The organism is Caballeronia insecticola (assembly GCF_000402035.1).
Classification (GTDB): domain Bacteria; phylum Pseudomonadota; class Gammaproteobacteria; order Burkholderiales; family Burkholderiaceae; genus Caballeronia; species Caballeronia insecticola.
Map to the genome: position 1 here is coordinate 677,245 of NC_021288.1, position 14,398 is coordinate 691,642.

Sequence of the window (14,398 nt, forward strand, 5' to 3'; positions counted from 1 at the left end):
GCTCGCGTTATGAAGTGCTCAAAGACCGAGTTGCGTGGCGAGATCGCCGATGGTGTCCACTTCGTAATACTCGTAGTACGGCGTGCCGGGTTCGTGGCCGCGCTTGACGAACGCCTTGTGCTTGATGCCCATGTCGTGCGCGGTCATCAGGTCGTAGCGCAGGCTCGAAGACACATGCAGCACGTCTTCCGGATTGCAGTTCAGCTGGTCGAACATGTACTCGAAGCCCTGCATGCGCGGCTTGTACGATTGCGCCTGCTGTGCCGTGAACACGCGATGAAACGGCGCGCCCAGCTTGTCGACGTTACTCTGAATCTGATCGTTCGATGCATTCGACAGGATCACGAGCTTGTATTTCGTCGCCAGCCGCGAAAGCCCTTCCGGCACGTCCGGATGCGGGCCCCAGGTCGGCACGGCGGTGTAATACTTCTCGGCTTCGGCTTCGTTGAATTCGACGTTCATGCGCGCGCATGCACGGCGCACCGAGTTGACGATCACGTCGCGATACGGCTTCCATGCGCCGAGCACTTCGTCGCGGCGATAGCCCGCGAAAAACTTCACGAATTGCTCGAGGTCGTCGCCTTGCAGGCGGTCGGCGTACATTTCGCGAGCCATATCGGCCATGCGGAATTTCGTCAGCGTGCCGTAGCAGTCGAACGTGATGTACTTCGGCTCAAAATCGATCATGGTGTCGGTCCTGTCGTGTGATGAACCCGTCCGGAGTTCGGTTGAAAACGGGGAACAGCGTTGCGTTGAGGAAAATTTAACCAGTGCAAAAATGACGGATGGCGTCGATTGCGTGCCGTGCAACCACACAAGTGATGCGTTTTGAGGCGTTGCCACAGCACAAAATGCGGCGCTCCGTGAGAACCCTCGCGAACGATCGTGCGTATCAGCCTTCAGTGTCGATAAGCACGCTCTTGAAACGCAGATTCGCTTCGTAAGCCTGCCGGCCGAGATCCTTGCCGATGCCCGAGCGCTTGTAGCCGCCCGTCGGAATCACGAAGTCGCTCGTGCGGCCGTAGCGGTTCACCCATACGGTGCCCGCCTCGAGCCCGCGCACCAGCCGCAGCGCACGGCCAATGTCCGCGGTATGCACGCCCGCTGCAAGACCATAGTCGGGGTGCGCCGCGAGTTCGAGGGCTTCCTCTTCGGTATCGAAGGTCTGCACGGTCAGTACCGGGCCGAAAATTTCCTGACGCACGGCCTCGTTGTCCTGCGTGACATCGCACAGCAAGGTGGGCGCGTAGAACGCGCCCGGCGTCGCTGCATCCGCGCGCCGGCCGCCGCAACGCAGGCTCGCGCCGCCCGCGATGCTGCGCCGTACGATCCCGTCGATGCGCTCCGCCTGCTGCTCCGAGATGATCGGCGGCAAGGTCGTGCCCGCAGCCCACGTCGCGCCGGCCTTGAGTTCGCCGAAGGCCTGCGCGATGCGCTCGGTCAGTTCGTCGGCAAGCGCGCGTTGCACGAGCAGGCGCGACCCCGCGACGCAGACCTGCCCCGCATTCCCCGTGATCGCGCCCGCAATGCGCCGCGCCACGTCGTCGATGCGCGGTGCATCCGCGAAGACGATCTGCGGACTCTTGCCGCCCAGCTCGAGCGTGACGGGCTTGGTGCCCGTCTCCGCGCACGCCGCCATGATCGCGGCGCCGGTGCGCGTCGATCCGGTGAACGTCACCTTGCCGATGCGCGGATGACGCACGAGCGCATCGCCGCTCGTGCGGCCATCGCCCTGAATCACGTTGAAGATGCCCGGCGGCACGCCAGCTTCGAGCGCCAGCTCGGCGAGACGCAGCGCGGAGAACGGCGTCATCTCGGACGGCTTCAGCACCACCGCGTTGCCCGCCGCGAGCGCGGGCGCGGTCTTCCATATGCCCATCACGAGCGGAAAATTCCACGGCGCGATCGCCCCGATCACGCCATACGGCTCGGCGATCGTCATGCCGAGATGCCGATGATCGGTCGCCGCGACATCGCCGCCGAGCTTGTCGGCGAACTCCGCATAGAAGCGGATGCTCTCGGCGGTGAACGGCACGTCCCAGTGGTACGCATCGCGCACGGGACGGGTCGAGCCGAGCGCTTCGAGCGGCGCGAGCGTGGCGGCGTCGGCGGCGACGAGATCGGCGAACCGGCGCAATACGCGTGCACGCTCGCGCGGCGCACGGCGGGCCCAGTCGCCATGCTTGAACGCGCTCCATGCGTTCTGCACGGCGTAGTCGATCAGCGCGCCGTCCGCGACCGGCACCGACGCATACACGACACCATCCGACGGCCGCGCCACATCGATACGCGAGGCGCCCGCATCGATCAGTTCGCCGCCGATGAAATGCCCGCTCCGGATGCCGATGCTGGCGGGATCGAAACAGTCCATATGCGTGGTTCCTCCGGAATGTTGCGTTGACAGGACTCCATCGTAGGACCGGCGCACCCGCATATTTCGCCGACAAAATTGCCGATTCAGCACAGCACGCGCGTTCTTGCCGCGATAACCGGCGGTTTTGCGTTGCACCACTTGCGGCGGCCCGCGCAGGCCGTGAACAGGAAGATCGTCCTAGCCAGCCGCGCTGCGCGATGTCACAGTCTCGATAACTGTCTTTGGACCGAGGAGGCCGGCGTGCCCGACTCAAGCAAGAACGATGTGGCCGAATACCGGGCTTTCACGCTCGACGACATTCCCGCGGCGCTGGCGTTGTCGGCGTCCGTCAAATGGCGGCATCGCGCGGACGACTGGCGCTTCGCGGCGCGTCTTGGCCGCGGCTTTGCGGCCGTCGACCGCGACGGGCGACTCGTCGGCACGGCGCTCGCATTTCAATTCGGCGCGCATGCCGCGACGCTCGGCATGTTCATCGTGGCGCCGGAATATCAGCGGCGCGGCATCGGACGCGGGCTGCTCGAACGCCTGATCGCAACCCTCGGACCGCGCGTACTGCTGATCCACGCATCCAATGAAGGCAGGCCTTTGTGCGAGGCACGCGGCTTCACGCGCATCGACACGATTCATCAGCATCAGGGCGCGGCGTTTCAGCCGCCGCTCGTTTCGCTGCCGCCGGGCGAGCGCCTGCGCCCGATCGGCGCGAAGGACACGCCGCGTCTCGCCGAACTCGCGTCGCGGGCAAGCGGACTGGATCGCACCGCGATGCTCCCGCCATTGCTCGATGTGGCAAGCGGCATCGCGCTCGATCGCGACGGCGAACTGATCGGCTTCGCGCTGTTCCGGCGTTTCGGCGACGGCCATGTGATCGGCCCGGTGATCGCGCCCGAATCGCCCGATGAGAGCCGCGCCAAGGCGCTGATCAGCTACTGGCTCGCGCTGAACGCGGGCATGTTCGTCCGCGTCGATACGCCATTGCGTCACGGTCTTTCGTCCTGGCTCGAAGGGCTCGGGCTGCCGCTCGTCGATACCATCGAGCAAATGTCGCTCAACGGCCTGCCGCTCGCCGATGGCACGCTCGCGCAGTACGCGCTGACGAGCCAGGCGCTGTGGTGAGGCGGGCATCAACACCGGCAGCGCCGGGCGTCACGCCTGCTGAAGCCACGCGAACTCCGCGAACCGGTAACCCATCACGCGGCCCGAGGGACTGCCCTTCAGGCCGCGCAGCTTCGAACTCTGCGCATCGATAAAGTTGATGAACGCGGGAATCACGAGGCTGTTCTTCTCGTAGACGATCGTCTGCATGTCGCCGTACATCTGCCTGCGCTTTGCCTCGTCGCGCTCGCGGCGCGCCTGCACCAGCAGCTGATCGAACTGCGCGTTCTTCCAGCCCGACTCGTTCCAGTTCGCATTCGAGCGGAAGAACTGCGTGTACAGCAGATCGAGCGTCGGACGCGGCAGGATCGAGCCGTAGGTCATCGGGTATTTCATCCAATACGTCGACCAGTAGCCATCCGCCGGCACGCGGCGAACATTGATGTCGACGCCCGCGTCCTTCGCGGCCTGCTGGATCATCATGGCGGAATCGAGCGCGGTCTCCACGGACGGCGGCGCGACGATCTCCGCGCGCGCGCCCGGCGTGCCCGCCTTCTTGAAGTGGAACTGTGCCTTGTCCGCATCGAAGGCGCGCTGCGGCAATCCCTTCATGAAATACGGATGCCACTCCGGCACCGGATGATCGTTCGCGAGCGTGCCGTGACCGCGCAGCATCACGTTGACGATGCGCGGCCGGTCGTGCAGATACTTGATGCCTTCGTTGAAGTCCGCGCTGCTCGTCGGCATCATGTCCTGCCGCAGCGCCAGATCGGAATAGAGCTGCGACGGGCTTTCCAGTATCGTCACCTTGCCCGTCTGCCTGACGCGTTCGACATCGCGCGCGGGCAGCGGCGACACGAGTTGCACGTCGCCCGCGAGCAGCGCATTGGTGCGTGCCGCGTCATCGCCGATGCCGATGATCTCCACTTCGTCGAGATACGGACGGCCCGGCTTCCAGAAGTTCGGATTGCGCGCGCCGATACAGCGTTGCGCCGGCGTGAATTCCTTGCACACGAACGGCCCCGTGCCGTTGCCTTTCGAGAAGTCCGTCGTGTTCGCGGCGACGATCACGAAGTGCGGAATGGCGAGCAGCGCCGGAAGATCGACGTTCGGTTCGGTGAGCGTGATCTCCACCTTGAGCGGCCCGGCCGCTTTGATCGAGCTGAAACCGTCCGCGATGGACTTCGCTTTCGACGCGGTGGCCGCGTCCTTGTGGCGCATCAGCGAGAACACGACATCGTCGGGCGTAAGCGGCTTGCCGTCGTGGAAATGCACGTTGGAGCGAAGCGTGACGGTCCACTTCACGAAGTCGTCGGATTCGAGTTTTTCCGCGAGTGCGTTCTGCGTCTTGAAGTCGGCGTCGAGTTCGGTGAGACCGCTGTAGAACATGTAGGCGCGCGAGTAGTCGCCCGTATGTGTGCCCTTCGCGGGATCGAGCGAATCCATCAGCGACTGGTTCGCGAGCGCCACGCGAATGCGTCCGCCGCGCTGTGGCGCGGGCTCCGTCGCGGCGAACGCGAGCGATGCCGTGCCCGGCAAGATGATGCCTGCCGCGCCCGCAACGGCCAGCGTCTTCATCGCCTTGCGGCGGCCAGGATCGGCGACAACCAGTTCCTTCGGCAATGTCATGTCAGCCTCGCTCGGTCATGTCGTTTTTGCGGATACGTTGCAGCGTCGCCTTCACAGCGCCAGGCATAGCCTGTAGGCGTCGTAGATGGCCGTGTGAATATCGCGCGACGCGCTCGCGTCGCCGATGCGGTACAGATGAAATTGCTCTGCTTCGCGCGCCTGGGTCTGGGGTTGCGGCTGGCCGGTCGCGAATGCGTCGAGATCGGTGTAGCCGTCGTTGACCGAGTACATGCGCGCCGCTTCGAAGAGATCATCGACCGCGAGCATGCCGCGCTCGACCACGACGTGATCCGCTTCCATTTCGATCAGCGCATCGGTCAGATGATGACGGAACACGGCGCGGCGCTTGCCGCCAGGTGCGGCGCTCACTTCGATCAACTCGACGTTGGTGCGCACGGGCACGTCCCAGCGCGCGATGTCGCGCATCCAGACCTGATCGTCGCCGCGTCCGCCGGTCTCCTGTGCGGGCATGCTGTCGATCAGCGCGAGCGAGACGTCGAGCCCCGCATCGACATAGCGTTCGGCGCACAGATACGCGTTGTGCCGCCCGGTGCCGTCGTAGACGAGCACGCTGCCCTGACGCGGCGGCGGTTCGGTGAGCGCATCGAAGACGGACTTGCACAGTTCGCCGCCCGGGAGGCCGTCGAGATTCGGCAGTCCGCCCGTCGCGATAATGACCACGTCCGCGCGATGATCGAGCACGTCGCTCACTTCGGCGTAGTGGTTGTAGCGCACATCGACGCCGAGCTTGTCGAGCTGCGTCACGCGCCAGTCGACGATGCCGATGAGGTCGCGCCGCCAACTGCCGGTTGCCGCGAGCAGCATTTGCCCGCCCGCCGACGAGTTCGCTTCGAGCACGGTCACGTCGTGGCCGCGCGTCGCGCTGATGCGTGCGGCTTCGAGGCCCGCGGGTCCCGCGCCGACGATCAACACGCGCTTCCTGTGTTGCGCTTTCGGTATGTCGTGCGTGAGATACGTTTCGCGCGATGTCGCCGGATTATGGATGCAGGTCGCGCGAAAGTTGCGGCAGAACGATGCGCCGACGCACGGCCGCGCTTCGTCCTCCCTGCCCGCTTCCACGAGCTTCACGAGATGCGGCTCCGCGATATGCGCGCGCGTCATGCCGACCATGTCGAGCAGGCCTTCGCGAATGGCATAGCGCGCGGTGGCGAGATCGGCGATCTTGGCGGCGTGGAAGACGGGCAGATCCACCGCGCGCTTGAACGCGGCGGCTTTCGGCAGCCACGGCGCGGACGGCACGAACATGCCCGGCATCGAGTTGAGCGCAAGCGACATCTTCGTGTCCATGCGGCCGAACACGACGTTGAAGAAATCGAACAGGCCGGTACGCTGGAGAATGCGCGACATCTCCAGCCCTTCCTCGAAGCTGCATCCGTCTTCGAGCGCGAAGCGAAAGCCGACGATGAAATCATCGCCGACCTGCTTTCTGATTTCTTCGTGAACCTCGATCGCGAAACGCACGCGATTGACGGTCGAGCCGCCGTATTTGTCGGTGCGCAGATTCACGGTCGGGTCCATGAACTGGCCGATCAAATGCCCGCCCGCATGCGTCTCGATGCCGTCCAGTCCGCCCTCGCGGCAACGCCTGGCCGCAAGGCCGAAATCGCGGATCACGCGGCGGATGTCCGCGTCATGGATCGCCTGCGGCATTGCGCGATGCAGCGTCTCGCGCACGGCGGATGGCGCGAGCATCGGCAGCCACGGCTCGGTGTATGCATCGCCGCGCCGCCCGAGATGCGTGATCTGGCACATCAGCGCCGCACCGTGCGTATGGATGCGATCGGAGAAGCGCCGCAGATGCGGCACGACAGCGTCGGTGGCCACGTTGATCTGCTGGAACGTGTTCGGACTGTCGATGCTCACGTTCGACGAACCGCCGAACATCGTCAGCGCGAGTCCCCCTTTGGCCTTTTCCTCGTGATACCGTTGATAGACCTCTTGCGGGAACTCGTCGCGCGTCAGGCGGCTCGCATGGCTCGTGCTCATCACGCGATTCCTGAGCTGCAGATGTTTGAGCGTGAACGGCTGAAGCAACGGGTCCGACGAAGCGGGAGCGGCGGCGCGGTTCTCGGTGTGGGTCGTCATGGCCTGCCTGATGAAGTGAGGCGAAGTAAGGCGAAAGTGAGCCGGAAGTCGGGCGTCGCAATCAAGGTAGGGAAGCCAATACGCGCCGTCAAATTACAAATGGATGCAGGCCCCATAACATGGTGTTGCATGAGTCTCAGACTTCCTTCGCTGCAGGCGCTGCTCGTCTTCGAAACTTCCGCGCGGCTGTTGAGCTTCACCAAGGCGGCCGGCGAGCTGAACGTGACGCCCGTCGCCGTGAGTCGCATGGTGGCGCGCCTCGAAGACGCGCTCGGCTTCAGGCTCTTCGACCGCACGAAGTCAGGGCTAACCCTGACCGATCGCGGTGCAACATTGCAGCGCGCCGTCGCGTCCGGCTTCGGGCAGATCGGTGACACGATCGAAGAACTCAAACGCGATCTGGCTCGCGGCGAAATCGTCACGCTCTCGCTGGCAAGCGGCTTTGCCGCGCTGTGGCTTCTGCCGCGCTATGCCGCATTCCGCCAGGCGTTTCCCACCGTCAATCTCCGTTTGCAGGTCATGCCGGGACGGCTATACGGGCCGCTCGACGATGCGGACCTGGGCATCCGCCTGCACGGACCCGGCTCGGAAAACGATCCGTCGTGTCTGTGTCCGGAGATCATCGTGCCGATATGCAGTCCGAATTATCTGGCCGAATTCGGCGCGCTCGATGATGCGGCGAAGAGCGCCGAAGGTCACGCCTACATTCATCTCGACGTGACCACGCATTCATGGGCCGACTTTCACCGGGCGACGGGACTCGCGAATCGAGGCATCGGCCGCGCCGTGCATCACACCGATCCGGGCCTCGCCGTGCAATGCGCGATGCTCGGCCAGGGCGTCGTGCTGGGCTGGCTGCTCGCAATCGCCGCGCCGCTCAACGAGGGCAAGGTGATCCCTGCATGGAACCGGTATATCGACACCGGCTGTCATTACGTGCTGGAATACCGCTCGTCGAATCCGTCTGAGAACACGCGCCGCGTCGCGCAATGGCTCATCGACGAAATGAAGCAGGAACTCGACGGCGCACGACGCGTGCTCGCACCGATGACGGCGATCTGCCGCAGCCGCGCCGCCTCCGTCTGAACGTCATGCCTGCAAAGCTGCGCGCGAACGCGCACGCCGCGTCGGCGCGACGACTTCCGCCAGCAGTTCCTCATGCAATTCGCGCAGGACCTCGACGAACGCAGACGCCAGCCGCTCGCGCGGCCGATGCGGCGGAAACAGCAGATAGGTGGGAAAGAGCGTTGCCGGCAGGAACGGCCGGATCGCGATTTCCGGCCCCGCGTAATCGCGCGCGACGATCGGATGCGCGAGCGTCACGCCCATGCCGTGGCGGACCATCTCGCAGCACATTGCGGTGTATTGCGCTTCGATTGCGAGCACGCGCTTCACGCCCGCGCGCTGGAACACTTCGTCCATCAGCGCGCGCGTGCCGTCGCCGTGACACAGCGAGATGAACGACTCGCCCTCCAGGTCCTCGGGCCGGATCACGCGCTTTTTCGCCAGCCTGTGACTCGCGGGCATCACGCAGACGGCGGCGACCTTCGACAACTGCTCGACCTCGCAATCGGACGCCTCGCTGACATACACCGCGACGCCGAGATCGCAGAACTGCGATGCCGTCCAGTGATTGACCGTGCCCGACGTATTCACATGCAGCGACACCGTCACTTCCGGAAACCGCTCGACGAAACGTTTGATTGCGTGCGGCACGAGCGTCATGCCGGCGGACGGCATTGCCGCGATGCGCAGGCGGCCGCTGCCGAGATTGCGGATTTGCGCCGCCGCGTTCGCCAGTCCCTGCAAGCCGACGAACGCGCGTTCGACTTCGCGGAAGAAGGCCGTGCCCTCGCTCGTCGGGATGAGCCGCACGCCGCTGCGCTGAAAAAGCTGCAAGCCGGTTTCGCGCTCCAGCTGCGAGATCAGACGGCTCACATTGGGCTGCGACGTGAAGAGCGCCTTGGCCGCGGCGGTCATCGATCCGGACACCATCACCGCACGAAAGGCCTCGATGTGCTTCAGATTCATTGCGTGTTTTCCCTATTCTCGCTGATCCCGATTCATATCATCCCTGCATAGCTAGGTATTTTATTCGTATTGGACGATATGTATTCACGGCGCGAAACTGCATTTCATCGACGGGCTGCGAGCCCGCTCCCCACACGTACCGGAACTGGAGATCGTCGTCATGAGAAGCGCGCCGCATAGCCGTCTGTCCGTCCTGTCCCGCGCCGTTCTGGCGGGTGTCACGATCTCCGGCGCGCTCGCGGCGCCGCTTCTGGCGCAGGCCGAGACCACGCTGTATGTGGCCAACGTCGGCGGCTCGAACGAGCAGTTGTATCGCCAGAAAATCATTCCTCCGTTCGAGAAGGCGCACAACGTCAAGATCGTCTACGTGGCGGGCAATTCGAGCGACACGCTCGCCAAATTGCAGGCGCAGAAGGGCCATCAGCAGATCAACGTCGCGGTGATGGACGACGGCCCCATGTATCAGGCGATGCAGCTCAACCTGTGCGCGAAGCTCGACGACGCGCCCGTGATGAACGACATCTATCCGCTCGCGAAACTCGGCGCGACGTCGGTGGGCGTCGGCATGGTGGCGACGGGTATCGGCTACAACGAAGAGGCCTTCAAGAAGGCGGGCCTGCCGCCGCCCGATTCGTGGAAGGCGCTCACCGACAAGCGCATCAAGGGCAAGCTCGGCGTGCCGCCGATCACCAACACCTACGGCCTGCATACGCTCGTGATGCTCGCGCGTCTGTCCGGCGGCGGCGAGAAGAACATCGATCCGGGCTTCGCCGAAATGACGAAGCAGGTCGCGCCCAACGTGCTGTCCTGGGCGCCGACGCCCGGCGAAATGGACGGTCAGATGCAGTCGGGCGACGTGATCCTCGCGCCCTACGGCAGCGGCCGCGCAGTGGCGCTGCAGAACACCGGCTTCCCGCTCAAGTTCATCTACCCGAAGGAAGGCGCAGTCGCGTTGCAGGTGGCGGCATGCGCCGTCGCGGAGAATGCGCAGCCCGCCTTGTCGCAGCAATTCGTGCAGTACCTCCTGAGCCCCGAAGTGCAGATGCTGCAGGCGCAGAACATCGGGCTCGGTCCGGTCAACAAGACGGTCAAGCTGACGCCCGAAGTGGCCGCGCGCGTGCCCTATGGCCCAGAGCAAATCTCGAAACTCACCGCGATGGACTGGACCACGATCAACCAGCATCGCACCGAGTGGACCGAGCGATGGAACCGGTCGGTCGAGCGTTGATCCTCCACCCGGCTTGAAGGAGCAAGGCATATGGCCTTTCTGACTCTGCAAGGCATCTCCAAACGATACGGCGATTTCACCGCGATCGAACAGCTCGATCTCGATGTCGAACGCGGCGAACTGCTGGCGCTGCTCGGTCCTTCCGGCTGCGGCAAGACGACGACGCTGCAAATGATCGCGGGCTTCGTCGCGCCGACGACGGGCCGCATCACGCTCGACGGCCGCGACATCACGAACGAGCGCCCCGAGAAACGCGGCCTCGGCGTGGTGTTTCAAAGCTATGCGCTGTTTCCGCACATGACGGTGGCGGGCAACGTCGGCTTCGGGCTGGAGATGCGCAAGGTCAAGCGCCGCGAACGCGATGAACGCGTCGCCGAGGCGCTCGCGCTCGTGCGTCTGAACGGACTCGGGCATCGTTATCCGAAGGAGCTGTCGGGCGGCCAGAGGCAGCGCGTCGCCATTGCGCGCGCCATCGCCATGCAGCCCGAACTGCTGCTGCTCGACGAGCCGATGTCCAACCTCGACGCCAAGCTGCGCGAGGAAATGCACATCGAATTGCGCGCGATCCAGAAGCGCCTCGGCATCACGACGATCCTCGTCACGCACGATCAGGTCGAAGCAATGACGATGAGCGACCGCATCGCGGTGATGCATCGCGGCACGATCGCGCAACTCTCCACGCCCTACGACGCCTACGAGCGCCCCGCAACGCCGTTCGCCTCGACCTTCCTCGGGCGCACCAATGCGTTCTCCGGCGAAGTGCTGCGGCGCAATCCGCGCTGCGCGATCGTCGATGTCGCGGGCACCACGCTGCACGTGCCGCACGAAGGCCGTCATGTCGATGGCGCGGTGAACGTCTATATCCGTCCCGAGAAAGTGCATCTCGCGAACGGCAATCCGGCCGATGCCCGCGTGCGCGGACGCATCGCGACGCGCGTGTTCGTCGGCAATCAATGGCTGCTGGAAGTGGAGACCGGACTCGGCAAGCTGCGTGTCGCGCAGCCGAACCACGGCGCGCCGCCGCCCGAAGAAGGCGACGAAGTGGGCCTCGCCTGGACCGACGACGACCTGCGCGTGCTCACGCAAGACGCGCCGAACGCGAAGGAGAACGCTCATGGCCACGCTTGACGACACCCGCCCCGGCGCCGCGCCGTGGCTGCTGTCGGGGCCCGCGCTGCTGCTGTTCATCGGCTTGTTGCTGGTGCCGCTGATGCTCACGCTGATGTTGTCGTTCCGCGTGTTCAGCGATACGGCCGGCGTCACGTCCGTCTATACGCTCGGCAACTACTGGGAAGTGGTGAGCGACCCGTACTACGGCACGATCTTTCTGCGCACGGCCGGCCTCGCGTTCGCGGTCACGTTGCTGTCTATCGTGCTCGGCGTGCCGGAGACCATCGTGCTCGCGCGCATGAAGCGGCCGTGGCAGTCGCTGTGTCTGTTGATCGTGCTCGGGCCGCTGCTCATCTCGGTCGTCGTGCGCACGCTCGGCTGGCAGATTCTGCTCGGCAACAACGGCGTGCTCAACAACGTGCTGCAGGCGCTGCATATCACCGACGAACCCATCCGCCTCGTCTTCACGATGACGGGCATGATCATCGCGCTCACGCATGTGCTGGTGCCGTTCATGGTGATGTCGGTCTGGGCGACGATGCAAAAGCTCGACCCGCAAGTGGAATGGGCCGGCCGCTCGCTCGGCGGCTCGCCGTTCGCGGTGTTCCGCCGCGTGGTGCTGCCGCAGATCATGCCGGGCGTGCTGTCGGGCTCGATCATCGTGTTCGCGCTGTCGGCGTCCGCGTTCGCCACGCCCGCGCTGATCGGCGGACGGCGTCTCAAAGTGGTCGCCACCGCCGCCTACGACGAATTCCTCGGCACGCTCAACTGGCCGCTCGGCGCGAGCATCGCGGTGCTGCTGCTGATTGCGAACGTCGCGATCGTGATGGGTTGCAGCCGCCTCGCCGAACGTCGCTTCCGGCACATCTTCGACTGAGTTCCGGAGAACCCTCATGAACCGCAACGGCTTTCTCGGGCTCGCCTTCAACGCCTGCTTTCTCACGTTCATCATGGCGCCGCTCGCGGTGGTGATGCTCGTGGCCTTCACCGACAAGGGCTTTATTTCGATGCCTTTCGACGGCGCGTCGCTGCGCTGGTTTCGCGCGATCATCGAGAACGGCGATATCGTCGCGGCGTTCTGGCTGTCGGTGCGGCTCGCGTTCGCGGCGGCGACCATCGGCGTGTTGCTCGCGGTGCCGGCGGCGCTCGCGATCGCGCGCTATCGCTTTCCGGGCCGCGCTGCGCTCACGAGCTTCTTTCTCTCGCCGATGATGATCCCCGCCGTCGTGCTCGGCATCGCGTTCCTGCGCTTTCTCTCGCTGCTGCATCTGTCGGGCTCGTTCTGGTCGCTGGTCGCCGCGCACGTGATCATCGTGCTGCCGTATGCGCTGCGGCTCGCGCTGTCCTCCGCCGTCGGCCTCGACCGCGACGCTGAGCGCGCCGCGCTGTCCTGTGGCGCGAGCCGCTTCACCGCGTTTCGCCGCGTGGTGCTGCCGATGATCCGCACGGGCGTCGCGGGCGGCTGGGTGCTGTCGTTCATCCAGAGCTTCGACGAGCTGACCATGACCATCTTCGTTGCGACGCCCGGCACCACCACGCTGCCCGTCGCCATGTACAACCAGATCGCGCAGACGATCGATCCGCTGGTCGCAAGCGTCTCGGCGGTGCTGATCGTCGGCACGGTTCTGCTGATGATTCTGCTCGACCGCATGGTCGGACTGGATCGCATTCTGATCGGAGAAGCCCGATGACATTTTCAAGCTCCGCCAGCCCCGATGTGATCGTCGTGGGCGGCGGCCTGGTCGGCTCGGCCGTCGCCTACGGCCTCGCTCGCGAAGGCGCGCGCGTGACCGTGCTCGACGAAGACGACGGCGGCTTTCGCGCCTCGCGCGGCAACTTCGGCCTCGTATGGATTCAGGGCAAGGGCTACGGCCTGTCGCCGTATGCGAGCTGGTCGCGCAGTTCCGCGACGCGCTGGCCCGCCCTCGCGCAAGCCCTGCTGAACGAGACCGGCGTCGATGTGGCCTTGCGTCAGCCGGGCGGCTTCCAGTTCCTTTTCAACGACGCGGAGTTCGCCGAACGCGAGCAACGCCTCGCGACGCTCAAGGCCGAACTCGGCGACTACCCGTTTCAGATGATGAGCGCCGCCGAAGTGCGCGAGCGCATTCCGCAGATCGGCCCGGATGTGATCGGCGCGAGCTATACGCCGATGGACGGGCACGTGAATCCGCTCAAGCTGCTGCGCGCGCTGCACGTCGCGATGCAGGCGCGCGGCGTGCAACTCGTGTCGGCGGAGCGGGCGCTGCGCATCGTGCCGGAGGCGAACGGCTTCACCGTGCACGGCAAGCGCGGGACGTATCGCGCGGGGCGTGTCGTGCTGGCGGCCGGACTCGGCAATCGCGCGCTCGCGCCGTTCGTCGGACTGAATGCGCCGGTCGCGCCGAATCGCGGACAGGTGCTGGTGAGCGAACGCGTCGCGCCGTTTCTGTCGTATCCGACGCTCAACGTGCGCCAGACCGACGAAGGCAGCGTGCAGTTCGGCGATTCGATGGAAGAAGTCGGCTTCGACGATCTCACGACGACGCCCGTGCTCGCCGATATCGCCCGGCGCGGCGTGCGCGCCTTTCCGATGCTCCGGCACGTGCGGCTCGTGCGCATGTGGGCGGCGCTGCGCGTCTACAGCCCCGACGGCTTCCCGATCTACGACGCATCCGAGGCGCATCCGGGCGCGTTCGTCGTCACCTGCCACAGCGGCGTGACGCTCGCCGCCGCGCATGTGCTGCGCGTGTCGCCGTGGATTCTGGGCGCGCCGATGCCCGACGAACTGCCCGTGTTCTCCGCGCGCCGCTTCGAGAACGCGCAGGAACTGACTACCGCTCATTGAGTGC

The 14,398-nt window shown here is 65.2% G+C and carries 12 protein-coding genes; 7 read left to right on the forward strand and 5 right to left on the reverse strand.

Annotated features, from left to right (window positions below; all coding sequences use genetic code 11):
• Window positions 1-18 precede the first annotated feature (18 nt).
• On the reverse strand, window positions 19-687 hold the full coding sequence (locus BRPE64_RS23710; RefSeq protein WP_016347436.1) for a haloacid dehalogenase type II: 669 nt from the start codon (window positions 685-687) through the stop codon (window positions 19-21).
• A gap of 205 nt (window positions 688-892) precedes the next feature.
• Window positions 893-2,371: an aldehyde dehydrogenase family protein gene (locus BRPE64_RS23715; protein WP_016347437.1), complete on the reverse strand. Its 1,479-nt coding sequence runs from the start codon at window positions 2,369-2,371 to the stop codon at window positions 893-895.
• 243 nt (window positions 2,372-2,614) lie between these two features.
• Here BRPE64_RS23715 and BRPE64_RS23720 point away from each other — a divergent pair, with 243 nt between their 5' ends.
• A complete protein-coding gene (locus BRPE64_RS23720; protein ID WP_044043142.1) occupies window positions 2,615-3,487 on the forward strand; it encodes a GNAT family N-acetyltransferase in 873 nt (290 codons plus the stop codon).
• A gap of 30 nt (window positions 3,488-3,517) precedes the next feature.
• Here BRPE64_RS23720 and BRPE64_RS23725 read toward each other — a convergent pair whose 3' ends face one another.
• On the reverse strand, window positions 3,518-5,095 hold the full coding sequence (locus BRPE64_RS23725; protein ID WP_016347439.1) for an ABC transporter substrate-binding protein: 1,578 nt from the start codon (window positions 5,093-5,095) through the stop codon (window positions 3,518-3,520).
• A 51-nt stretch (window positions 5,096-5,146) separates the two neighbouring features.
• Window positions 5,147-7,201 carry an oxidoreductase gene (locus tag BRPE64_RS23730; RefSeq protein WP_016347440.1) on the reverse strand — a complete coding sequence of 685 codons (2,055 nt, stop codon included), beginning with the start codon at window positions 7,199-7,201 and terminating at the stop codon, window positions 5,147-5,149.
• Window positions 7,202-7,330: 129 nt separating this feature from the next.
• Between BRPE64_RS23730 and BRPE64_RS23735 the strand changes: the two genes are divergently transcribed.
• Window positions 7,331-8,287 (forward strand): LysR family transcriptional regulator, encoded by a 957-nt coding sequence (locus BRPE64_RS23735; RefSeq protein ID WP_016347441.1) that lies wholly within the window; start codon window positions 7,331-7,333, stop codon window positions 8,285-8,287.
• A gap of 3 nt (window positions 8,288-8,290) precedes the next feature.
• Here the strand turns inward: BRPE64_RS23735 and BRPE64_RS23740 are convergent, their stop codons facing one another.
• Window positions 8,291-9,232 (reverse strand): LysR substrate-binding domain-containing protein, encoded by a 942-nt coding sequence (locus BRPE64_RS23740; RefSeq protein ID WP_016347442.1) that lies wholly within the window; start codon window positions 9,230-9,232, stop codon window positions 8,291-8,293.
• A 160-nt stretch (window positions 9,233-9,392) separates the two neighbouring features.
• Between BRPE64_RS23740 and BRPE64_RS23745 the strand changes: the two genes are divergently transcribed.
• The 5 genes from BRPE64_RS23745 to BRPE64_RS23765 are packed head-to-tail and all read left to right on the forward strand — an operon-like array spanning window position 9,393 to window position 14,394.
• On the forward strand, window positions 9,393-10,460 hold the full coding sequence (locus BRPE64_RS23745) for an ABC transporter substrate-binding protein (protein WP_016347444.1): 1,068 nt from the start codon (window positions 9,393-9,395) through the stop codon (window positions 10,458-10,460).
• A 30-nt stretch (window positions 10,461-10,490) separates the two neighbouring features.
• Window positions 10,491-11,588, forward strand: coding sequence for an ABC transporter ATP-binding protein (locus BRPE64_RS23750; protein ID WP_016347445.1), 1,098 nt, complete (start codon window positions 10,491-10,493; stop codon window positions 11,586-11,588).
• Window positions 11,575-12,447: an ABC transporter permease gene (locus BRPE64_RS23755; protein ID WP_016347446.1), complete on the forward strand. Its 873-nt coding sequence runs from the start codon at window positions 11,575-11,577 to the stop codon at window positions 12,445-12,447. The genes BRPE64_RS23750 and BRPE64_RS23755 overlap by 14 nt, the downstream gene beginning before the upstream one ends.
• A 16-nt stretch (window positions 12,448-12,463) precedes the next feature.
• Window positions 12,464-13,261, forward strand: a complete 798-nt coding sequence (locus BRPE64_RS23760; RefSeq protein WP_016347447.1) for an ABC transporter permease — start codon at window positions 12,464-12,466, stop codon at window positions 13,259-13,261.
• Entirely contained in the window at window positions 13,258-14,394 is a 1,137-nt protein-coding gene (locus BRPE64_RS23765) for an NAD(P)/FAD-dependent oxidoreductase (protein ID WP_044042928.1), read from the forward strand. Before BRPE64_RS23760 ends, BRPE64_RS23765 begins: the two co-directional genes overlap by 4 nt.
• Window positions 14,395-14,398: the final 4 nt, after the last annotated feature.